At 72.3% G+C, this 21,965-nt stretch carries 19 protein-coding genes and 2 pseudogenes; 7 read left to right on the plus strand and 14 right to left on the minus strand.

The window, feature by feature from the left end:
* Positions 1 to 62: 62 nt before the first annotated feature.
* Positions 63 to 445, plus strand: a pseudogene (locus tag ABZ078_RS30795) (substrate-binding domain-containing protein); the annotation flags it as partial.
* Positions 446 to 460: 15 nt separating this feature from the next.
* Here the strand turns inward: ABZ078_RS30795 and ABZ078_RS30800 are convergent.
* Positions 461 to 1,759 (minus strand): MFS transporter, encoded by a 1,299-nt coding sequence (locus tag ABZ078_RS30800; RefSeq protein WP_356580631.1) that lies wholly within the window; start codon positions 1,757 to 1,759, stop codon positions 461 to 463.
* A gap of 161 nt (positions 1,760 to 1,920) precedes the next feature.
* Here ABZ078_RS30800 and ABZ078_RS30805 point away from each other — a divergent pair, with 161 nt between their 5' ends.
* Positions 1,921 to 3,972 (plus strand): phosphocholine-specific phospholipase C, encoded by a 2,052-nt coding sequence (locus tag ABZ078_RS30805; protein ID WP_356580633.1) that lies wholly within the window; start codon positions 1,921 to 1,923, stop codon positions 3,970 to 3,972.
* 366 nt (positions 3,973 to 4,338) lie between these two features.
* Entirely contained in the window at positions 4,339 to 4,953 is a 615-nt protein-coding gene (locus ABZ078_RS30810; RefSeq protein WP_356580635.1) for a TetR/AcrR family transcriptional regulator C-terminal ligand-binding domain-containing protein, read from the plus strand.
* A 205-nt stretch (positions 4,954 to 5,158) separates the two neighbouring features.
* On the opposite strand, the gene ABZ078_RS30815 is transcribed toward ABZ078_RS30810, so the two are convergent.
* The gene (locus ABZ078_RS30815; protein ID WP_356580637.1) at positions 5,159 to 6,235 is read right to left on the minus strand and encodes a DUF2510 domain-containing protein; all 1,077 of its coding nucleotides are present in this window, start codon (positions 6,233 to 6,235) and stop codon (positions 5,159 to 5,161) included.
* Between the two features lie 49 nt (positions 6,236 to 6,284).
* Positions 6,285 to 6,467, minus strand: a pseudogene (locus ABZ078_RS30820) (hypothetical protein); the annotation flags it as partial.
* 212 nt (positions 6,468 to 6,679) lie between these two features.
* On the opposite strand from ABZ078_RS30820, the gene ABZ078_RS30825 reads away from it, so the two are divergent.
* Positions 6,680 to 9,355 carry an AAA family ATPase gene (locus tag ABZ078_RS30825; RefSeq protein WP_356580639.1) on the plus strand — a complete coding sequence of 892 codons (2,676 nt, stop codon included), beginning with the start codon at positions 6,680 to 6,682 and terminating at the stop codon, positions 9,353 to 9,355.
* 50 nt (positions 9,356 to 9,405) lie between these two features.
* Here ABZ078_RS30825 and ABZ078_RS30830 read toward each other — a convergent pair whose 3' ends face one another.
* The 8 genes from ABZ078_RS30830 to ABZ078_RS30865 form a co-directional block, all read right to left on the minus strand.
* Positions 9,406 to 10,197 (minus strand): SDR family NAD(P)-dependent oxidoreductase, encoded by a 792-nt coding sequence (locus ABZ078_RS30830; protein ID WP_356580640.1) that lies wholly within the window; start codon positions 10,195 to 10,197, stop codon positions 9,406 to 9,408.
* Between the two features lie 70 nt (positions 10,198 to 10,267).
* A complete protein-coding gene (pcaD, locus tag ABZ078_RS30835) occupies positions 10,268 to 11,395 on the minus strand; it encodes a 3-oxoadipate enol-lactonase (RefSeq protein ID WP_356580642.1) in 1,128 nt (375 codons plus the stop codon).
* Positions 11,392 to 12,717 carry a 3-carboxy-cis,cis-muconate cycloisomerase gene (pcaB, locus tag ABZ078_RS30840; protein WP_356580644.1) on the minus strand — a complete coding sequence of 442 codons (1,326 nt, stop codon included), beginning with the start codon at positions 12,715 to 12,717 and terminating at the stop codon, positions 11,392 to 11,394. The genes pcaD and pcaB overlap by 4 nt, the downstream gene beginning before the upstream one ends.
* The gene (gene pcaG / locus ABZ078_RS30845; protein ID WP_356580646.1) at positions 12,714 to 13,319 is read right to left on the minus strand and encodes a protocatechuate 3,4-dioxygenase subunit alpha; all 606 of its coding nucleotides are present in this window, start codon (positions 13,317 to 13,319) and stop codon (positions 12,714 to 12,716) included. The genes pcaB and pcaG overlap by 4 nt, the downstream gene beginning before the upstream one ends.
* 6 nt (positions 13,320 to 13,325) lie before the next feature.
* Complete coding sequence (gene pcaH, locus ABZ078_RS30850) at positions 13,326 to 14,099, minus strand: protocatechuate 3,4-dioxygenase subunit beta (protein WP_356580648.1); 774 nt, start codon at positions 14,097 to 14,099, stop codon at positions 13,326 to 13,328.
* A 28-nt stretch (positions 14,100 to 14,127) separates the two neighbouring features.
* The gene (locus tag ABZ078_RS30855) at positions 14,128 to 15,330 is read right to left on the minus strand and encodes a thiolase family protein (protein ID WP_356580650.1); all 1,203 of its coding nucleotides are present in this window, start codon (positions 15,328 to 15,330) and stop codon (positions 14,128 to 14,130) included.
* A complete protein-coding gene (locus ABZ078_RS30860; protein WP_356580652.1) occupies positions 15,327 to 15,971 on the minus strand; it encodes a CoA transferase subunit B in 645 nt (214 codons plus the stop codon). The genes ABZ078_RS30855 and ABZ078_RS30860 overlap by 4 nt, the downstream gene beginning before the upstream one ends.
* 2 nt (positions 15,972 to 15,973) lie before the next feature.
* Positions 15,974 to 16,753, minus strand: a complete 780-nt coding sequence (locus ABZ078_RS30865; protein WP_356580654.1) for a CoA transferase subunit A — start codon at positions 16,751 to 16,753, stop codon at positions 15,974 to 15,976.
* A gap of 209 nt (positions 16,754 to 16,962) precedes the next feature.
* Here ABZ078_RS30865 and ABZ078_RS30870 point away from each other — a divergent pair, with 209 nt between their 5' ends.
* Positions 16,963 to 17,427: a MarR family transcriptional regulator gene (locus ABZ078_RS30870; RefSeq protein WP_356580656.1), complete on the plus strand. Its 465-nt coding sequence runs from the start codon at positions 16,963 to 16,965 to the stop codon at positions 17,425 to 17,427.
* Positions 17,428 to 17,474: 47 nt separating this feature from the next.
* Here the strand turns inward: ABZ078_RS30870 and ABZ078_RS30875 are convergent, their stop codons facing one another.
* Complete coding sequence (locus ABZ078_RS30875; RefSeq protein ID WP_356580681.1) at positions 17,475 to 18,434, minus strand: DUF3048 domain-containing protein; 960 nt, start codon at positions 18,432 to 18,434, stop codon at positions 17,475 to 17,477.
* Positions 18,435 to 18,703: 269 nt separating this feature from the next.
* Between ABZ078_RS30875 and ABZ078_RS30880 the strand changes: the two genes are divergently transcribed.
* The gene (locus ABZ078_RS30880; protein ID WP_356580658.1) at positions 18,704 to 19,894 is read left to right on the plus strand and encodes a zinc-dependent alcohol dehydrogenase; all 1,191 of its coding nucleotides are present in this window, start codon (positions 18,704 to 18,706) and stop codon (positions 19,892 to 19,894) included.
* A 76-nt stretch (positions 19,895 to 19,970) separates the two neighbouring features.
* On the opposite strand, the gene ABZ078_RS30885 is transcribed toward ABZ078_RS30880, so the two are convergent.
* A complete protein-coding gene (locus tag ABZ078_RS30885; protein ID WP_356580660.1) occupies positions 19,971 to 21,041 on the minus strand; it encodes an ATP-dependent DNA ligase in 1,071 nt (356 codons plus the stop codon).
* 87 nt (positions 21,042 to 21,128) lie between these two features.
* Between ABZ078_RS30885 and ABZ078_RS30890 the strand changes: the two genes are divergently transcribed.
* Positions 21,129 to 21,680 (plus strand): hypothetical protein, encoded by a 552-nt coding sequence (locus ABZ078_RS30890; protein ID WP_356580662.1) that lies wholly within the window; start codon positions 21,129 to 21,131, stop codon positions 21,678 to 21,680.
* A 33-nt stretch (positions 21,681 to 21,713) separates the two neighbouring features.
* On the opposite strand, the gene ABZ078_RS30895 is transcribed toward ABZ078_RS30890, so the two are convergent.
* On the minus strand, positions 21,714 to 21,944 hold the full coding sequence (locus ABZ078_RS30895; protein WP_356580664.1) for a hypothetical protein: 231 nt from the start codon (positions 21,942 to 21,944) through the stop codon (positions 21,714 to 21,716).
* Positions 21,945 to 21,965 lie beyond the last annotated feature (21 nt).

Raw genomic sequence — 21,965 nt, forward strand, 5'->3', positions numbered from 1 at the left:
ACGGAAGGCCCGGCGTACGCCTCGCTGCGCGTCTCGGTCAGAAGGGGGACCGCAAGGCCCCCGTCATCGTCGTCGGCCACCGCGCGATCGCCCACGTCGACGGCGGCAAGGGCGTGATCGCGACGGACCGGCGCCGCGGGTACCGCACCGCCATGCGCCGGCATGACCCTCGACGCCCACATCAGGGTGGTGCGCGGCGACAACACCGAGGCCGCCGGCGAGCGCGCCGCCCGCGAGCTCCTCGACTCCGGCGACCTTCCCACCGCCGTCCTCGCCTTCGACGACCAGTGCGCCATCGGCGTTCTGGCCGCGCTCACGCGCGCCGGAGTGGGTGTCCCCGGCGAGGTGTCCGTGGCCGGCTCTCGACCAGGACCGCACCGAGCCCCGAGAGGTGGTCCTCACCCCGCGGCTCGTCGTCCGCGGCACCATCGCCACGCCCCGCTGACCCGAAGCGACGCGGTCATCGCTCCAGGGTCCGGTGCGCGGTCTCGGGAAGCCGCAGGTACACGAGCGAGGAGCCGAGGCACAGCACGGCGACGTACCAGGGGAAGAGAGGCGCGTGCCCCAACTCCTTGAACAACGTGCCCACATACGGCGCCGTACCCCCGAACAGCGCCACCGTCAGCGAGTACGGGAACCCGATCCCCGCCGCCCGGACCCGCGGCGGAAACACCTCGGCGTTCACGGCCGCGCTGATCGACGTGAACCCGGTCAGCAGCACCATGCCCGCGCACTGCACGAGCAGCAGCACCGCGAAGGAGTCGCGCAGGGCGTGCAGCAGGGGAACGGTGAGGAGGGCGAAGCCCAGACCGAAGAAGAGGAGCAGGGGGCGTCGTCCGAACCGGTCGGAGAGGAGGCCGCCGAGGGGCTGGAGCAGGGCGAAGAAGGCCAGCGAGATCGTGCCGGCGAGCAGCGCGTCGGACTTCTCGATGCCCGCGTTGAGTTCGGCGTACGTCGGCAGGTACGACGTCCAGGTGTAGTACGCGATCGTGCCGCCCGCCGTGATCCCGCAGATCAGCAGGGACTGGCGCGGGTGGCGGCGCAGCGCCTCCAACAGGCCCGGGCGCGGCGCCTGTTGCTGCTCGGCGCTGCGCGTTTCCTCCGCGCCCTGCCGGATCCAGAAGCCGACCAGGCTGAGCACGGCGCCGAGGACGAACGGCACCCGCCAGCCCCAGCCGTTCATCTGCCCCTCGCTCAACGTGTCCACCAGCAAGGCCGCGACGCCGGACGCGGCCAGCTGACCGATGGTCGTCGAGACGTACTGGAAGCTGGAGAACAGCCCCCGGCGGCCGGGTCCGGCCGACTCGACCAGGAAGGTCGTCGACGCCGCGAACTCGCCGCCGACCGACAGACCTTGCAGGAGCCGCGCGATCACGAGGATCACCGGAGCCAGCACTCCGGCCGACTCGTACGTCGGGGTCAGGCCGACCAGCAGGCTGCTGCCGCCCATCAGCAGGATGGTGACCGTCAGCGCGGCCCGCCGGCCGCGGCGGTCGGCGACCGCGCCCATGAGCAGGCCGCCCACCGGACGCATGAGGAAGCCCACCGCGAAGACCGCGAACGTCGACAGCAGCGGCACCAGGGAGTTGTCCGCGCCCTTGGGGAAGATCTGGGCCGCGATGTAGGTGGCCAGGAAGGTGTAGGCGTACCAGTCGTACCACTCCACTGCGTTGCCCACCGAGGCGGCGAGGAGCTGGCGTACGGGCCGGTTCGCCGGCGGGGAGTCCGTGCGCGTCGTCTCTGTCATGATCGCGACCATCCCCGCGCTCCGGCCCCGGCACACCTCCCGTACCGGCGACTTTCACATGAGCGCCACCGGACCCTTCCCTGACGTTTGGTGCTCCTGGAACACTCCTTCCGCGCGCATTCCGTCACCAACGGCCGGTCATAACACCCTCAATGGGAAGAGGTCCCTCGCTCATGCCCGAAGTCAACCGGCGCAGATTCCTTCAACTCGCGGGCGCGACCACGGCGTTCTCGGCTCTGTCGAGCAGCATCCAGCGTGCCGCCGCGCTCCCGGCCAACCACCGCACGGGGTCGATCGACGACGTCGAGCACATCGTCGTCCTGATGCAGGAGAACCGTTCCTTCGACCACTACTTCGGCAAGCTGCGCGGCGTCCGCGGTTTCGGCGATCCGCGCCCGGTGAAGCTCGACAACGGCAGGTCGAACTGGCACCAGTCGGACGGCGGCAAGGACATCCTGCCGTTCCACCCGGACGCCGACGACGTCGGCATGCAGTTCCTGGAGGGCCTGCCGCACGGCTGGACCGACGGCCAGCAGGCCTACAACGGAGGCAAGTACGACAAGTGGATCCCCGCCAAGGGCACCACCACCATGGCGTACCTGACCCGCGAGGACATCCCCTTCCACTACGCCCTCGCCGACGCCTTCACCGTCTGCGACGCCTACCACTGCTCGTTCATCGGCTCCACCGACCCGAACCGCTACTACATGTGGACGGGCTGCACCGGCAACGACGGCACGGGCGGCGGCCCGGTCCTCGGCAACGACGAACTCGGCTACGCCTGGACGACCTATCCGGAGCGGCTCGAAAAGGCCGGTATCTCCTGGAAGATCTACCAGGACATCGGCGACGGACTGGACGCGGCCGGCTCCTGGGGCTGGATCGAGGACGCCTACCGCGGCAACTACGGCGACAACTCGCTGCTGTACTTCGACAAGTACCGCGAGGCCAAGCCCGGCGACCCCTGGTACGACAAGGCCCGCACCGGCACCGACGTCAAGAACGGCGACGGCTACTTCGACCGGCTCAAGGCCGACGTCAAGGCCGGCAGGCTGCCGCAGATCTCCTGGATCGCCGCCCCCGAGGCCTTCTCCGAGCACTCCAACTGGCCCTCCAACTACGGCGCCTGGTACATCGCCCAGGTCCTGGACGCCCTCACCGCCGACCCCGAGGTCTGGTCGAAGACGGCCCTGTTCGTCACCTACGACGAGAACGACGGCTTCTTCGACCACGTGGTGCCGCCCCTCCCGCCGAAGGACGCCTCCCGGGGCAAGTCCACGGTCGATGTCTCCCTCGACCTCTACCCGGGCGACAGCAAGCGCCCGGCCGGCCCGTACGGGCTCGGTCCGCGGGTGCCGATGCTGGTCGTCTCGCCGTGGAGCAAGGGCGGTTACGTCTGCTCCGAGACCCTCGACCACACCTCGATCCTGCGGTTCATGGAACGCCGCTTCGGCGTCGAGGAGACCAACATCTCGCCCTGGCGGCGGGCCGTCTGCGGCGACCTCACCTCGGCCTTCGACTTCTCCCGCAAGGACAGCCGCCCGGCCGCGCTGCCGGAGACCGACGCGTACGAGCCGCCGGACCGCGAGCGTCACCCCGACTACCGGCCGACGCCGCCCGCCGACCCGGACATGCCCCGGCAGGAGCGCGGCACGCGACCCACCCGTCCGCTCCGGTACGCCCCGCACGTGGACGGTTCCGTCGACGCGGCGACCGGCAGGTTCACGCTCACCTTCGCCTCCGGCGCCAAGGCCGCAGCCGCCTTCCACGTCACGTCCGGCAACCGCACCGACGGCCCCTGGACGTACACCACCGAGGCCGGCAAGACCATCGCCGACACCTGGAACTCGGCGTACTCGGGCGGCTCCTACGACCTGACGGTGCACGGCCCGAACGGCTTCGTGCGTGCCTTCAAGGGCTCGAACAAGGCGGCGGGCCCCGAGGTCACCGCCCGGCACGCCGGTGACGACGTCGAGCTGACCTTCACCAACAAGGCAACGGCGAGCGTCCGCCTGAAGGTCACCAACGGCTACGGCGGTCGCGCCACGACGGTGACGGTGCGGTCCGGCGCCACGGTCCGCCGGACCCTCGACCTGGCCCGGAGCCGGCGCTGGTACGACCTGACCGTCACCTCCGACGCCGACCCCGCGTTCCTGCGGCGGTTCGCCGGGCACGTCGAGAACGGGCGGCCGGGGGTGAGCGACCCGGCGATCATCACCGAGTAGTCGGGGCCGACGGGCCGTTCACCGCGCCGTGAGGTGCCCCGGTTCCGGCCGCCGGGGCACGAGCGCCGGTTCCGGCGCCGCCGAGTCGGGCCGCGGCGCCAGCACGGCGGCCACGGGGTGCTCGTCGTCGGACCCGTGGGAGGGCGTGGCGCCCGGAGCGTGGGAGGGCGAGGTGGTGTCAGGGTCCTGCGCGGGCTCGCCGAACTCATCGATACGGCAGCGTACCGAAACGATCCTGTATCGATACGTTACGGTACCGATACGTGGGCGTGCCGGTACAGTCGCGTATCGATAGATGTACGCCACACTGGAAGACGGGCCCCGCCGCAGAGGGCCGGCTGTCGCACCTGAGCGAGGAGAAGAGTCATGACGTCGCAGGCCGCGGACGGACCGGAGACGGTCATCGCCTCGCGCCGCTCCAAGATCACGCCCGAGCGTGAGCGGGAGTTCTTCGACGCCGTGCTCGAACGGATCCGCGCGTGCGGGTACGACGCCGTCACCATGGAGGGCGTCGCCGCCAGCACGCGCTGCAGCAAGTCCACGCTCTACCGGCAGTGGAAGACGAAGCCGCAGTTCGTGGCTGCCGCCCTGCGCGCCAGCCGCCGCAGCCGCCTTGAGGGCATCGACACCGGAACCCTCGCCGAGGACCTGCGCCAGGCCGCGCGGGTCGCGGGGGCGTGGTCGGACAAGGACACCCGGCTCCTGCAGGCGCTCGGCCATGCCGCGACGCAGGACCCGGAACTCCGGTGCGCCCTGCGTGAGGCGCTCGTCGAACCCGAGATCGAGGCGCTGAAGGAGATCCTTAGGCGCGGGGTCGCGCGGGGCGAGGTCGTCGCCGACCATCCGGCGCTGGAGTACGTCCCGGCCCAGATCTTCGGCGTGCTGCGCGCGCGTCCCATCCTGGACGGCGAGGACGCGGATCCCGCCTACCTGGTCCGTTTCGTGGAGGCCGCCGTGCTGCCGTGCCTGGGCCTGACCTGAGACTCAGGCCGCCGTCCACGGGATGACCGGACGGCGACCTGTGACCGCGCCGCACCGTGGGGACGGGGGCGGCGCGCACCCCCCGGCCGGGTGGGGTTCCTCTTGAGCGGAGGGGCGCCCCACCCGGCCGCCTGACGTCCGGGACCGTCTAGGGCCGGTTGCGAAAGCGGCGCCTGCCGCGCGACGCCACTGTTCGCAACAGGCCCTAGACGTCCTGTCCGTTGCCGCCGCCGGTGGACACCTTGATGCCCTTGGTGATCTCGTCGAGGACCGCCTGCCCCTCCCCGACGTCCACACCGAGCCGGACCACGACCATCTGCTGCTCGGTGACCGGCGACGGGAAGACGAGCGACTCGACGTAGCCGTCGGCGCCCTTGCTGGTGACCGCCTTCCAGCGGACCATGTACCCCTTCTCCCCGGCCACGGTCACCGCCTTGGAGGCCAGCACCTCGTGCGAGGTGATCTCGCCGTATCCCTTGCCGTAGGACTGCTCGGCGTTCTTCGCGATGTCCGCCTTGGCGATCTCCTCGGCCGTGTCGCCCCTGATGCCGAGCGCGAGCGCGGGTGCCGAGTAGGCGCCGCCCTTCATGCAGCTGTCGGAGGTGCCGTCGGGGCACTTGTACGTCTCCTCGGACGCGACCTGCGCGCCCCAGTCGATCTTCTGGCCGTACCAGCCGTCCGGCACGGGCAGGCTGATCCCGTTCACCGGGTCCGCCACCGAGCCGCTCTCCACTCGCGGCGCCCCGGACCCGTCAGGGGAGGGCGACTGCCCACCGGAACCGCCGCCGCTGCCCCCGCCGGAGTCACCGAAGGGGCCGCCCTGCCCGCCGGGGCCCCGCCGCTCGGAGTGGGCGGTGCCGCCGCCCGAGCCGTCGTCGGCGGTCAGCGCGTACACGCCGACGCCGATGCTCGCGAGCACTACGGCGGCCACGCCCACGGCTATGCCCGTACGCAGCCCACGCCGCCCGCCCGACTGCACCTGACCGGGATACCCCGGGTGCACCGGATACCCGGGATACGCCGGAGCGGTCCCCTGGGCCGGCAACGCGCCCGGAGGAGTTCCCGGGGCCGGTGGCTGCGCCGGAGGAGTTCCCGGGGCCGGTGGCTGCGCCGGGGGAGTCGCCTCCGTCGGCGGCCGGCCCGGCGGAGCCCATGCGGCGGCCGACCCCGCGGGCCGGACCTGGTCCGTCCATGCCTTGCCGTCCCACCAGCGCTCGGTGGGCGGACCGTCACTTTGCCGGCCTGGGTCGGGGTACCAGCCGGGGGGAGTCACCTGCGTCATGGGTCCACCGTATGAGGCATCGGTGAAAGCCGGATGAGAAGAACCGGCATCAACCCGCGTACGTCGGCCCTCCCCGCAACCGATTCGGCCCGAGTGACCCCAGAACCAGCCGTACCGGCCGCTCCCGAACAGGCCGTGGCAGGCGCAGGCCGGCCTGGCCCGGCGTGAGGGAGCCGAGTACGCGCGCGTGGCGGGCGCTCGTGGACGTCGGCTCGGTGCCGGGCAAGCCGTGGTGGAGAGTCGGCGTCATCCCGGGCCTTCCGAGGATCGGTTTTTGACTTTCGGTAAGTTCCACCGGGGCAGGTCGCGGGCCCTGTGCGTCGCCTGCCCGCACCCGCCGTCACCCATCACGGCAACAGCTGCCCCGACCGGCCTCCACTCAGGCAATCGGACGGCTACGCTCAAGGTCTGTACGTCATTCGGGCGACTTGGGGAGGGAGCGGGATGACGGAGGTACGGCCCACGCAGGCCGCCTCGGCTGCCCTGTGGGAGCGCGACGAGGAACTCGCCGCCGTCGAGCGGGCGCTCGACGCCCTGCGCGCGGACAGGTCCTCCTCGGGCAGCCTCCTGGTGTTCCGGGGCGAGGCGGGACTCGGCAAGACCGCGCTGCTGGCCGAGACACGCCGCATGGCCGAAACCCGAGGCTGCACGGTGTGGTCGGCCCGTGGCAGCGAGACCCTGAGATCCGTCCCCTTCAACGTCGTACGGCAGTTGATGCAGCCCGCCCTGCTGTCACTGATGCCCGAAGAGGCACGCGAGTACCTCGGGGACTGGTACGACATCGCCGGACCCGCCCTCGGCATAACGGAGCCGGGCGAGCGCCAGGCCGACCCGCAGGGCGTGTGCGACGGCCTGGTGACCGCGGTGCGCCGCCTGGCCCGGCGGGACTGGCCGCTGGTGCTGCTGATCGACGACGCCCACTGGGCCGACCAGGAGACCCTGCGCTGGCTGGCCGCGTTCGCCGAACGGGTCGGCGAGCAGAACGTCCTGGTCGTGGTGGCCCGCCGCCCCGGCGAGGTCAGCGGCGACAGCGCCCGCCACCTGGACACGGTCGCCGCCGCGGGCAGCTCCGTCGCCAGCCTGAGCGCCCTCACCCCGGACGCCACCGCCGGTCTCACCCGCGCCGCCCTGGGCGCACACGCCGACGCCCCGTTCTGCCGCGAGGTCTGGGCCGTCACCGGCGGCAACCCGTACGAGACCGTCGAACTCCTCGCCAAGGTGCGGGACAGCGAGTTCGAGCCCACCGAGTCCGCGGCCGGCGAACTGCGCGCCCTGAACCGGACGGCGCGCGGCGGCGGACTCGTCGCCCGCCTGGAGAAGCTCGGCGTCGACGCCACCCGGTTCGCCTGGGCGGCCGCCATCCTCGGCACCGGCATCTCGGTCGACCTGGTGGCCGAGCTCGCCACCATGAGCCTCGACGACGCCGAGCGCTGCGCCGACCTGCTGCGCACCCACCGCATCCTCACCGAGCCGGACCCGGCGGGCGCCCAACTGGACGACGGCGAGCTCCAGTTCGTCCACCCGCTGATCGCCACCGACGTCTACAACTCCATCCCCGACGCCCTGCGCACCGCGATGCACGGCATCGCCGCCCGAGTCGTCACCGACAACGGCCGTGGAGCCGCCGTCGCCGCCCGCCACCTCCTGGAGGTCCACCCGGACAGCGACGAGGAACTCGTCGAGCAGCTCCGCGAGGCCGCTCGCGAACACCTCGCCGTCGGCGCCCCCGACGCGGCCCGCCGCTGCCTGGAGCGCGCCCTGCTGGAGCCGCCCCTGCCCGAGGTCCATGCGCGGGTGCTGCACGAACTCGGCTGCGTCACCCTCCTCACCGCTCCCGCGACCACCATCGACCACCTCCAGACCGCCCTCGCCATGCCGGGCCTCGACGGCGACGAACGCGTCGACGCCGTCTACCGCCTCTCCCAGGCCCTGCTCCACAACGACCAGCTGGAGGAGGCCGTCCGCACGGTCGAGGCGGAGGCCGCCCGGCATCCGGACGGGCCCACCAAGCTGCGGCTGCAGGCCGTGCAGTTCATGTGGGAGGGCATCCACGCGGGCGAGGCGACCTCCCCGGGACGCTCCGCGCGCCTCGCCGAACTCGCCAGGACCTGCACCGGCCGCGACAACTCCGAGCGCGCCCTGCTCATCCTGCGCGGCTTCGACGCCATGGCCCGCGGCGAGAACGCCGAGGAGGTCGTCGAACTGTGCGACCGTGTCCTCATCAACGGCCGCCTCGCGCCCGGACTCGGCTGGACCGACCCGGAGTGGGGCCTCGAACTGCCGATGATGCTGGCCAGCTCCTACGCGTTCACCGACCGCCTCGACCGGGCCGAGTCCCTCTACAACGAGGCCCTGCACGCCTACGAGTCCGCCGGCTGGAGCGGCGGCCACCTCTCCCTGGCCCACGCCTACGTCGGCCTCGGACACCGCAGGCGCGGACGGCTCCGCGAGGCCGAGGCGTCCCTGCGCAAGTCGCTGGCGCTCGCCGAGCGCGTCGGCCGCCGACTGCCCCTGCACTGGTCCGCGAGCTGCAACCTCGTCGACACCCTGCTCGCCCGCGGCCATGTCGAGGCTGCCTGGGAGATCGCCGAGCAGCACGGCTTCGCCCCGCCGTACCCGTCCACCATCGTCCTGCCCGACCCGCGCTCGGTCCGCGGCCGTCTGCTCCTCGCGGTCGGCCGCACCCAGGAGGGCATCAACGAACTGGAGGAGGCGGAGAAGGCGGCGGCCGTCCGTGTCCACCACAATTCGGTGCTGGCCCCCTGGGCGGTCGACCTGGCCCGCGCCCTCGCCTGCGTGGACCCGGCGCGCGCCGCCCGGCTCGCCACCGACGTCCGCCGCCACGCCGAGCGCTTCGGCACCGACACCGCCATCGGCGAGGCCCTGCGCTGCGCCGCCGCCCTGGAGACCGGTCAGCGCGCGGTACGCCTCGCCGAGCAGGCCGTCGCCTATCTGGAGGCATCGCCCTGCCAGTACGAGCACGCGGCCGCCCGCGTCGAGTACGGCATCGCCGCCCGCTCGTCCACGGAGCTCCGGCGCGGACTGACGCTGGCGCGGTCCTGCGGGGCGGACGGGCTGGTGGCACAGGCGGAGGCGGCGCTGGCCACGGGACTGATGTGAGGCCGGTGGGAGTGGTGTGAGGCGGGCTCCGGCAGGGTGCGGGGGGTCGGTCAGAGGGCCAGCAGCTGGGCGGTGACCGCGGTCAGCCGCTCGCGGACCTCGGGATCGTACGTCCCCTCGTGCGCCCGCGCCGGACGCGTGCCGTCGAAGTACCGGCCCGTCCCGAGGTCCCGGACGGCCAGGGCGAGGACGCCGCGAGCGCCGTCGGCGACCGTGTGCCGGGGTGTGAAGCCGCCCTCGCGGACCATCGCCGTGTCCATCTGGGTCGCCGGGTGCAGCACGTTCACCGAGACGCCGGTGCCCCGAAGTTCCCCGGCGAGGACGAACGTGTACGCCGCGAGGGCGAACTTGCTGCGGCAGTACGCCGAGAGGCCGTCGTAGCCGCGGGTCAGCTCGGGGTCGTCGAGGTCCAGGGGCTCCTGGCCGGCCGAGCCGACGTTCACGATCCGCGCGGGCGCGTTGGAGCGCAGCACCGGGAGCAGGGCGCGGATCAGCGCGACCGGCGCCAAGTAGTTGACGGCCAGGCGCAGTTCGTGCCCGTCGACACTGAGTTCCCGTCCGGACCCGGGCGGCCCGCCGCCCACACCCGCGTTGTTGATCAGCACGTCGAGTTCGGGATGCGCCCCGGCGACATGCGCCGCCAGCTCCCGCACCTGCCCCAGCGAGGCCAGATCGGCGACGAATGCCTCGGCCTCGCCCTCGGCCCGCAGCTCCTCGACGAGCCCCTCGGCGCGTGTCGCGTCCCGCCCGTGCGCGAGGACGCGGTGCCCGGCCCGCACCAGCTCGAAGGCGACATGGCGGCCGAGTCCCGAGGTGGCGCCGGTGATCAGGATGGTGGACATGCCTCCACGGTAGGCACGGGGTGCGGGCATGAGCGAGGTGCGGCCGGAGGTACGACCGCCGGAGTCACCCTCAGGCGCCGGCGTCCGCCCCGGGCTCCTCGGCGAGCACCCGCTGGGCCGCCGCGAACGCCGAGTTCGCCGCCGGAACGCCGCAGTACACGGCCGTCTGGAGCAGTACGGCCCCGATCTCGTCCGGGGTCAGACCGTTGCGCCGGGCCGCCCGCACGTGCATGGCCAGTTCGTCGTAGTGGCCGTGCGCGACCAGGGCCGTCAGGGTGATCATGCTGCGCTCGCGGCGGGTGAGCGTCGGGTCCGTCCAGATCTCGCCCCAGGCGTAGCGCGAGATGAAGTCCTGGAAGCGCGCGGTGAAGGGCGTCTGCCGGGCCTGCGCGCGGTCGACATGCGCGTCGCCGAGCACCTCCCGCCGCACCTCCATGCCTCGCTCGGCGGCACCGTCGAAGTGCGCCCTGAGCGCCGTGAGGACCGCCTCCGGGCACTGCGCCGGCGCCAGGTGCGAGGCGCCGGGGATCTCGACGAGCGCGGCTCCGGGTACGGCGTCCGCGATCTCCCGCAGATGGGCGGGCGGGGTCGCGGGGTCCTCGCGGCCGGCGATCAGGAGGGTGGGCGAGCCGATCGCGGGCAGCCGGTCACGCAGGTCGAACGCGGCGAGCGCGTCACAGCAGGCGGCGTACGCGTCCGGATCGGCGTCCCGGTGGTCCTGGACGAGCTCCGGCACGGTGAACCCGGAGGTGAACCAGCGGTCGTCCGCGCTCTCGGCGAGCCCCGACAGCCCGTCGCGCCGCACCAGCGCGGCCCGCTCCTCCCACGGCTTGGCGCCGTTGAAGTGGGCCGACGAACAGATCACGGCAAGCGACGCGACGCGCTCCGGATGGTGCACGGCGAGGTGCAGTCCCACGGCGCCGCCGAGCGACACGCCCGCGTACGCGAACCGCTCGATGCCGAGCGAGTCGGCGAGCGCGAGCACCAGGCCGGCGAGGTCACCGACCGTCGCGCCCGCCGCGATGAGACCGGCCGCCGAACCGCCGTGCCCCGGCAGATCCCAGCGGACCACCCGATGGGTGATCGACAGCTCGGGCGCGACCTTGTCCCACAGGGCGTACGAGGTGCCGAGCGAGGGTCCGAGCAGCAGCGGGGGCGCGCAAGTGGGCCCTTCGGCACGGTGGTTGAGCAGGTTCAACGTCGCTCCAGAGCGCGGTCGGTGAGGGCTCCGGCGGAGCCGGTGTAGTGCGTGGGGTCGAGGTCGACGTCCGCCAACTCCGGTGCCTGGGCGAGCGGCTTTCCCTCGGACGCCAGCCTGGTGAGCAGTTCCTTGGCGCGGGCACGGCCCAGCACCGGGGCCAGTTCGGCGGACAGCCGCTCGGAGACGATCAACCCATGGGTGAGGTCCAGGTGTTGCCGCATGACATCGGCCCGGACCCGCAGCCCTTCGGCCAGCTCGACGGCGTCCCGGGCGGCACCGCCGACCAGCCGCAGCAGGTCCCTGAGCGGCTCCCACTCGGTGTGCCAGGCCCCGGCCGGCCGCTCGTCCTGCGCCGCCAGCGACCCGTACAGCGTGGCCGCGAGCTGAGGTGCCCGGCGCGCGGCGGAGGCGATGAGGGTGGACCGTACGGGATTGGACTTGTGCGGCATGGCGGAGGAGCCCCCGCCGCTGCCCTCCGCGACCTCGGCGATCTCGGTGCGGGAGAGGGTGAGGACGTCCACGGCGAGCTTGCCGAGCGCGCCCGCCGTGAAGGCGAGGCACCCGGCGAGATCGGCGACAGGTGTCCGCAGGGTGTGCCAGGGCAGGTCGGGCGTTCGCAGGCCGAGTTCGCGGGCGTACGCCGCCGGCAGCGCGGTCGGATCGCTCGCGCCGTACGCCCCGAAGGCCGCCAACGTCCCTGCCGCGCCGCCGAGTTGGGCGGGCAGCGAGTCCCGTACGGCCGTCACCCGGTCCCGCGCGTCGAGCACCAGCGCCCGCCACCCGGCCGCCTTCAGTCCGAACGTCGTCGGCACGGCGTGCTGGGTGAGCGTCCGCCCCGGCATCGCGGTGTCGCGGTGCTCGGTGGCCAGCCCCGCCAGCGCCCGCTCCGTGCGGGCGAGGTCGCCGAGGATCAGGTCGAGCGTGCGCACGGCGACCAGCATCGTCGCCGTGTCCATGATGTCCTGGCTGGTCGCGCCCCGGTGGACGTAGGGCCCGTACGCGTCGCCGACCGCTTTCGTCAGCTCCGCGACCAGCGGGATGACCGGGTTGCCGCCCGTGCGGGCCCGAGCGGCCAGGGACCGCACGTCGAAGACGTGGCCGTCGGCCGCCTCGGTCACCGCCGTCGCCGCCTCGGCCGGGGCGAGCCCCAGCGCCCACTGGGCCCGGGTCAGCGCGGACTCGGCGTCGAGCAGCGCGCGCAGGTACGCGGCGTCGCTCGTCGCGGTGGCGGCGGGGGAGCCGGCCCACCCCGGGGCGAGCAGCCCGGTGTCGGCCTCGGCTTCGGCTTCGGCTTCGACGGGATCGACAGGTGGTGTCACTGGAACTCCAGGAAGACCGTCTCGCCTTCGCCCTGAAGGCGGATGTCGAAACGGTAGGTCCCGTTGCCCTGGTCCACCGCGATCAGCGTGTCGCGGCGTTCCGGGTCCAGCCGGGCGAGCAGCGGGTCGGCGGCGAGCGCCGCCTCGTCGTCCGGCAGGTAGATCCGGGTGAACAGATGCACCAGCAGCCCGCGGGCGAAGACGCACACGCTGAGGTACGGCGCGCTGTGCCCGCGCGCCCCGGGCCGCAGCGTCCATGCGGTCCAGTGTCCGTTGGTGTCCGTCTGGATCCGGCCCCAGCCGGTGAACTCCACGCCGTTGCGGCCGAGGAAGCCGCCGCTCGCCGGGTCGCGGCGCATCGAGCCGTCGACCTGGGGCAGGTTGCCGTCCGGGTCGGCGCCCCACAGCTCGACGAAGGCGTCCGGCAGCGGGTCGCCCTCGCCGTCGAGCACGTACCCCTGGAGGGCGATGGAGTCCGGATGGCCGACCGGGGCGATGTCACCGCCGCCGGGGAAGGGCAGGGCGTGGCCGTAGAAGGGGCCGACCGTGTGCGACGGAGTGGGCAGCACCGTCTCCGGACGGCTCGTGTCGATCTTCGTCATGACAGGTCAGCGTCCTTCTTCGATCCAGGTGGCGTGCGGGCCGTCGAGCACGATGTCCCAGTGGTAGCCCATCGAGAACTCCGGGACCGACAGGCTGTGGTCGTAGGTCGCGACCAGCCGCTGCCGGGCCGCGTCGTCCGTCACGGACTGGATGATCGGGTCGTACGGGAACAGCGGGTCGTTCGGGAAGTACATCTGCGTCACGAGCCGCTGGGTGAACGCCGTGCCGAACAGCGAGAAGTGGATGTGGGCCGGCCGCCAGGCGTTGACGTGCTGGCGCCACGGGTACGGGCCCGGCTGGACGGTGGTGAACTCGTAGCAGCCGCTGTCGTCGGTCAGGGTGCGGCCGACGCCCGTGAAGTTCGGGTCCAGCGGGGCGTCGTGCTGCTCGCGGTGGTGGGCGTAGCGGCCGGCCGAGTTCGCCTGCCAGATCTCGATGAGCTGGCCGCGGATCGGGCGGCCGTCGCGGTCGAGGAGCCGGCCGGAGACGGTGATGCGCTCGCCGATCGGCTCGCCGTTGTGCTGTCTGGTGAGGTCGTTGTCGATCTCGGTGATGTCGCGTTCCCCGAAGGCGGGGGAGGACAGCTCCACCAGCTCCGGGTCCTTGGTGACGTCGATCGCGATCGGCGGCTGCTTGGGGTGGCGCAGAACGGAGGAGCGGTACGGCGCGTAGTCGCGGCGCGGGTGGTGTTCGACGGGGGCGCCGTCGGCGATCCGCTTCTCGTACGCGGCGTGCTCGGCCGCGATCTCCTGGTCGATGTCGTGCTGGGTGAGAGTCATGGGGGTCCCTGCGGGTTCCTGGGTGGTCTCAGCGTTCGAGGACGAGGGCGAGGCCCTGGCCCACGCCGATGCAGAGGGTGGCGACGCCGACCCCGCCGCCCTTGCGGGCGAGCTGGTGGGCGACCGTGCCGGCGAGGCGGGCTCCGGAGGCGCCCAGCGGGTGGCCGAGGGCGATGGCACCGCCCTGCGGGTTGAGGATCGCCGGGTCGAACTCGGGCCATTCGGCGACACAGCCCAGCACCTGGGCGGCGAACGCCTCGTTGAGCTCCAGCACCGACAGGTCGGCGAATCCCTTGCCCGCCTTCGCGAGGGCCCGGTTGACGGCTGCCACGGGGGCGAGGCCGAAGTAGTGCGGGTCGAGGGCGGACACACCCGTGGCGGAGATCCGGGCGAGGGGCTCGCGGCCGGTGGCCTTCAGGCCGTCCTCGTCGGTCAGCAGCAGGGCGGCGGCGCCGTCGTTGAGCGGCGAGGCGTTGCCCGCGGTGACGGTGCCGTTCTCCTTGCGGAACGAGGGCCTGAGCCCCGCCATCGCCTCCAGCGAGGCATCGGGCCGTACGCATTCGTCGGCGCCGAAGACCCGCGGATCGCCCTTGCGCTGTGGGATGCCCACCGGCACGAGCTCGACGTCGAACAGGCCGTCCGCCTGGGCCTTGGCCGCCTTGCGGTGGCTGTGCAGGGCGAACTCGTCCTGCTGCGCCCGGCTGATCTTGTGCTTCTCGGCGATCAGTTCGGCCGACTCACCCAGCGGGACGGTCCACTGCGGGTCCATCCTCGGGTTGACCATCCGCCAGCCCAGGGTGGTCGAGTACAGCTCGGCGTGCCCGGCCGGGAACGGCTTGTCGGACTTCGGCAGCACATAGGGCGCCCGGGTCATCGACTCGACACCGCCTGCCACGGCGACGGAGGCGTCCCCGACGGCGATGGCGCGGGCCGCCTGGACGACGGCCTCCAGCCCGGAGGCGCACAGCCGGTTGACGGTCACGCCCGGCACGGAGGTGGGCAGGCCCGCGAGGAGCGCGGCCATGCGGGCGACGTTGCGGTTGTCCTCACCGGCGCCGTTGGCGTTGCCGAAGTAGACGTCCTCGATGCGCGCGGGATCCAGGTCGGGCGTACGGCCGAGGAGTTCGCGGATGGTGTGGGCGGCCAGGTCGTCCGGGCGCACGCCCGCCAGCGCGCCGTTGTAGCGGCCGATGGGGGTGCGTACCGCGTCGACGAGGTAGACGGTGTTCACAGCAGGCTCCCCGTGACGGTGAGTTCGGCGTCGGTCTTGGCGGTGATCTCGTCGACGGTCACTCCGGGCGCGGTCTCCACGAGCAGCAGTCCGTCGGCGGTGACGTCCAGCACGCCGAGGTCGGTGATGATCCTGTTCACGCACGCCTTGCCGGTGAGCGGCAGCGCGCACTCGGAGAGGATCTTCGCCGAGCCGTCCTTGGCGGTGTGCGTCATCACCACGATGACCGTGCGGGCGCCGTGGACGAGGTCCATCGCGCCGCCGATCCCGGTGATCATCTTGCCGGGGATGGCCCAGTTCGCGAGGTCGCCCTTCTCGGAGACCTGCATGGCCCCGAGCACGGCGACGTCGATGTGCCCGCCCCGGATCATCGAGAAGGACAGCGCCGAGTCGAAGAAGGAGGCGCCCGGCAGGACCGTGACGGTCTCCTTGCCTGCGTTGATCAGGTCCGGGTCGACCTGGTCCTCGGTGGGGTAGGGGCCGGTGCCCAGGATGCCGTTCTCGGACTCCAGGACGACCTCGACGCCCGGCGGCAGGTAGTTCGGGATCAGAGTCGGCAGACCGATGCCGAGATTGACGTACTGCCCGTTCTCCAGCTCGCGGGCCGCCCGCGCGGCCATCTCCTCACGCGTCCACGCCATCGTCAGCTCACCGTCCCCTGTGCCGCGGGCGCGGAAACCGTGCGCCGCTCGATACCCTTGTCGGCCGCCTGCTCCGGCGTGAGCGCCACGACCCGCCGCACGAAGATCCCCGGCAGGTGCACCGCGTCCGGATCGATCTCACCGGGCTCGACGAGTTCCTCCACCTCGGCGATCGTCACCCGCCCGGCCATCGCGGCCAGCGGGTTGAAGTTCCGGGAGGACTTGTTGAACACCAGGTTCCCGTGCCGGTCGCCCTTCGCCGCCCGCACCAGCGCGAAATCGGTACGGATTCCCCGCTCCAGCACGTACTCGGTGCCGTCGAATTCCCGTACCTCCTTCGGCGGCGAGGCGAGCGCGATCCCGCCGGAGCCGTCGTAGCGCCAGGGCAGTCCGCCCTCGGCGACCTGTGTGCCCACCCCGGCCGGCGTGTAGAACGCGGGGATCCCCGCCCCGCCCGCACGCAGCCGCTCGGCCAGCGTGCCCTGCGGGATCATCTCGACCTCCAGCTCCCCGCCCAGGTACTGGCGGGCGAACTCCTTGTTCGCCCCGATGTAGGAGCCGGTCACCCGCGCGATCCGCCCCGCCGACAGCAGCACCGCCAGCCCGGACTCCATCGCCCCGCAGTTGTTGGAGACGACCGACAGCCCGGACACGCCGCGCTCGTACAGCGCCTGGATCAGCACGTTCGGCACACCGCTCAGCCCGAAGCCACCCACCGCGAGCGACGCGCCGTCGCCCACATCGGCCACCGCCTCCAGGGCCGTGGCGACCACCTTGTCCATCCGAGAAGCCCCATCTCTTCCGAGCGTCAGCGCCCGAGTTAGTCAGGGCACTGATTATTACTGCGAGGTTGGTCCCCACGCTGCCACTGCGACGGAGAGCCGTCAAGACCTCGATAAATAGCGGTCTGCCGGAGCGTACATGCCCGGGACAGCCGCATGGGCGTCGGGTATCGTTCAGTGCACCGACTATTTCGACCTTGGGAGCGCGGATGGCCGCCGTGGACCTCACGACCCACCCCGGGCATCTGGCCCGCCGGCTCCAGCAGGCGCACTACCTGCTGTGGAACACGATGGTCTCCGAGGAGATCACCTCGCCCCAGTTCGCCGTCCTCAACACCCTCGTCGCCGAGCCGGGACTGGACCAGCGGACGGTGGGGGAGCGGGTGGGGCTCGACCGGTCCACCATCGCCGAGGTGATCAGCCGGCTCGGCCGTCGCGGGCTGCTGGACAAGGTGCGCGATCCCCAGGACGGCCGCCGCTTCCTGCTGCGCCTGACGGACGACGGCCTGCGCACCCACCGCAAGCTGACCGTCCGCACGGCCCGGATGAACCAGGTCTTCCTGGCTCCGCTCTCGGCCGAGGAGCAGACCCTGTTCTTCGACCTGATCCGGCGCGTCGCCGACGCGGCCGAAGGGCTCCGCAACCCGGCGGAACCCCTCGTCGGGCACCCCTAGGGCCGGTTGCGGCCTTAGTCGGCCCGGACGCCCGTCGCCCCGCACGCTCAGGGCGCCTTCGCGAGCACCACCCACACCTGGCCGTGCTGGAACCTCATCGGCTTGCCGGCGGCGGTCGTGAACGTCGTGCCGGCACTGGCCCTGGGGCGCTTCCACTGCACGTCGTAGGCGAGCCCGTCGCGCAGCACCCTCGCCTTCCCCGAGCCCACCGTCTCGGTGTACGGCGTGTTGTTGCCGAGGGCGTCGTGGAAGGCGGACGGGCGCACCTTCACGTACTGCACGATGACCGTCCCTGCCGTCACCCGCTTCCCGTCCGTCGTCCTGGCGGCCTTGCCGTCCATGGCGACCAGCCACCGGTCCTGACTCCTGGACCAGGTGAAGGTGAACCGGGCCGCCGGGTAGCGCACCGTCTGGGAGGCGCGGGCCTTGCCGCCCGGCGGTGCCGCACCGAAGAGGAAGCCGGTCGTCAGGACGTCCGTGCCCGGCGCGGTGGGCATCAGCCGTTTGGGGCGCAGATAGAGGTTGTGCGGCGAGGGCCGTTTCGACCAGCGGAAGTACGTGCCGGACGTCTTGCCGGCCGGCGCCGGCCTCGCCTGCAACGGGGCCTTGTCGATCAGCGGCTTGAGCTTGCCCTGCGCCCCCGAGTAGGCGAGCATCGGCCGGTCGAACTGGCGCAGCAGTTCCAGGTCGGTCTCGCGTGCGCTGCGCACCGGCCCGACGGCCCTCGGCAGCTTCTGCGCGTACACCGCCATCAGGCGGCTCAGCCCGCCCTCGACCTCCTCGACATACACGATGTCCGCGGCGTTCAGGCCCGTGTGGGGCAGAGCGGCGCGGGCATTGTCGAGCTTCACGGCGAGCACCGATTCCCCGTTCGCGAGGGACTCGCTCGCGCGCTCGCCCGGCGACGCCGGCTGCTCCTGGCCGCGGCCGTCGTCGCGGGAACCGTCGGACGTGGTGCAGCCCGCCGTCAGGGAGGCCGTCAGCGCGACGGCCAGCAGGCCCGCCATGGTCGTCGCGCGTCTGGTGCGCGCCCCTCGTCGCCTGTGCACTGTCGTCACCCGCACCCACCCGCCCAGTCCGTGTCGTCAATTGTGCGCTTATCAGTTCATAGGTGCACATACCCGATCGGGCCCGACTGTGCGCGGTAGTCCGCCTATCGGCCGACGGCACGGACGGCCGATCGGGTCCGTCGAGCGGTTCGGCGGGGGAGCCCAGGGGTACCCGGCGGGCCACCGTACGAACGGACGCGCACAGGCGACGGAGGGAGCACGGGGCGATGAGGGCAGTGACCTGGCAGGGCAAGCGCGACGTGCGCGTGGAGAACGTGCCGGACCCGCGGATCCAGGAGCCGACGGACGCGGTCATCCGCGTCACGTCCAGCGGACTGTGCGGCTCCGACCTGCATCTGTACGAGGTGCTCACCCCGTTCATGACACCGGGGGACATCCTCGGCCACGAGCCCATCGGCATCGTCGAGGAGGTCGGCGCCGCGGTGCCGGACCTCCAGGTCGGCGACCGGGTCGTGGTGCCGTTCCAGATCGCCTGCGGCAACTGCTGGATGTGCCTGACCGGGCTGCCGACCCAGTGCGAGACCACCCAGGTCAGCGGCGAGGGCATGGGTGCCGCCCTGTTCGGCTACACCCGGCTGTACGGCTCGGTGCCGGGTGCCCAGGCCGAGTACCTGCGGGTCCCGCAGGCGCAGTTCGGCCCGATCAAGATCCCCGAAGGGCCGCCCGACGACCGGTTCGTCTACCTCTCCGACGTCCTGCCCACCGCATGGCAGGCGGTCCAGTACGCCGAGGTCCCGCAGGGCGGCAGCATCGCCGTGCTCGGCCTCGGGCCCATCGGCGACATGGCCTGCCGGGTCGCCCAGGTGCGGGGCGCCGGGCGGGTGTTCGGGGTGGACCTGGTACCGGAACGGCTGCGCCGGGCACGCGAGCGCGGCGTGGAGACGTACGACCTCAGGTCCTTCGACGACGAGAAGGAACTCGTCGCCGCGATCCGTGACCAGACCGACGGTCGCGGCCCCGACGCCGTGATCGACGCGGTCGGCACCGAGGCCCACGGCAGCGCGGTGGCCCGCCTGGTGCAGAGCACGTCCGCCCTGCTGCCGCGCAAGCTGAGCGGCCCGATGGCCGAGCGCTTCAGCGTCGACCGGCTCGCCGCCCTCTACACCGCCATCGACCTGGTGCGACGCGGTGGCACCCTCTCGCTGTCCGGCGTGTACGGCGGTATGGCCGACCCGCTGCCGCTGCTGACCCTGTTCGACAAGCAGATCCAGATCCGCATGGGCCAGGCCAACGTCCGCCGCTGGAGCGACGACATCCTGCCGTACCTGACGGACGAGGACCCCCTCGGCGTCGACGACTTCGCCACCCACCGCGTGCCGCTGAGCGACGCCCCGCACGCGTACGAGATGTTCCAGCGCAAGCAGGAGGGCGCGGTCAAGGTGCTGATGAAGCCCTGACCGACCCCGGGCTCAGGTCCGCGGCGTCTCAGGTCCGCGGCGTCTCAGGTCTGCGGCGTCTCAGGTCTGCGGCGTCTCAGGTCTGCGGCGCGAAGATCTCCGCGAGGTCGTAGCGCACCGGCTCCTCCAGCTGGGCGTACGTGCAGCTCTCGGGCGTGCGGTCCGGGCGCCAGCGGCGGAAGCGGGCCGTGTGCCGGAAGCGCATGCCGTTCTCCATGTGGTCGTACGCCACCTCGGCCACCCACTCCGGCCGGAGCGGAACCCAGGACAGGTCCTTCTTGCCCGACCAGCGGCTCGGCGCGCCCGGCAGCCGGGCCGACTCGTGTGCCGCCTCGTCGGACCAGGCGGCCCAGGGGTGCCCCTGGACGTCCTCCATGCGCAACGGCTCCAGCTCCTCGACCAGCTCCGCGCGCCGCTTCATCGGGAACGCGGCGGACACGCCCACGTGTTGGAGGGTGCCCCGGTCGTCGTACAGACCGAGGAGCAGTGACCCCACGACCGGTCCGCTCTTGTGCAGGCGGTAGCCGGCGACGACGACGTCCGCCGTCCGCTCGTGCTTGATCTTGAACATGGCGCGCTCGTCCTGGAGGTAGCGCAGCGTGAGCGGCTTGGCGATCACCCCGTCGAGCCCGGCCCCCTCGTACTGCTCGAACCACCCCTGGGCCGTCTCGATGTCGGTCGTCGCCGGTGCCACATGCACCGGAGCCGTCACCCCGGACAGCGCCATGGTGAGCAGCGCCCGCCGGTCCGCGAGCGGGGTCTGGAGCAGCGACTGGTCCGCCAGCGCCAGCAGGTCGAAGGCCACGAACGACGCGGGGGTCTTCTCCGCCAGCATCCGCACCCGGGAATCGGCGGGGTGGATGCGCTCGGTGAGCGCGTCGAAGTCCAGCCGCCCCTCCCGCGCGATCACGATCTCCCCGTCCAGCACGCACCGCTGCGGCAACCGCTCCTTCAGCCCCGCCACCAGCTCGGGAAAGTACCTGGTCAACGGCTTCCCGGTCCGACTCCCCAGCTCAACCTCGTCCCGGTCACGGAACACGATCGCCCGGAAGCCGTCCCACTTCGCCTCGTACTGCATGCCCGGTGGGATCCTCGCCACCGACTTGGCGAGCATCGGCTTCACGGGCGGCATCACCGGCAGGTCCATGCTCCGACTCTACGAGCGGTTCCCGAAGCCCGCCTGCCCCGGAAGCGTTGCCGAGCGAGGTCAGTCCCACAGGCGCACGCTGAGTACATGAACGGCAATGACGCCCCAGGTCAGCAGTGGGGGCCGCCGCAAGCTCCCGCACCACGCACGTCACGCTCCGCGAGGAGCGCCCTCACGCACACACTGGCCGTCGTCCTGGGCCTCATCATCGGTGGGGTCATCGGGGCGAGCACCGCGGGCGACTCCGGCACCGAGAGCACGCCGCCCCCGCCCACGGCCACGGCCACCGCAACAGTGACGGAGACCGCGACGGCAACGACAACGGCACCGGCCCCGGCGCCGGAAGAAGACACACCCACGGCCGGCAGGACGACGACTCCAGCCGGTCCCGCCGACGAGATCCCTGGTGACGGCACGTACGTCGTGGGCCAGGACATCGAACCCGGCACCTATCGCACCGCAGGCCCTGAGGAGACGGCCCTACCGAACTGCTACTGGGCGAGGCTCAGTGGGACGTCCGGCGAATTCGACGAGATCATCGCCAACGGCAACACCGCCGGTCCGACCACCGTGACGATCTCGGCCGGTGACGAGGCTTTCCAGACCACCGGGTGCCAGACCTGGGAGAAGACCGGCTGACGGGCCGGCCCGCGCGCCGATCAAGGTTCGGTCTCACCCGGCGGTCCCGGTCCAGACCTCCGGACCGCCACCCCGCCACTCGACCCACGTGGCCACCGCGACGTCCTCCGGCTCGACGTCCTCGTGGCCGAAGCGGCGCAGGAACTCGACGATGTCCAGGAGCGTGTACGCCATCCCGAGGAAGTGCTCACCGGCACGGACCCGCCGGCCGCCGTCCTCGGCGGGCGGGTACACGATCACAGGAGGCGGGGGCGGCGTCTGCATGGCACCAGGATCATGCGGCGC

Source organism: Streptomyces sp. NPDC006385 (assembly GCF_040612485.1).
GTDB lineage: Bacteria > Actinomycetota > Actinomycetes > Streptomycetales > Streptomycetaceae > Streptomyces.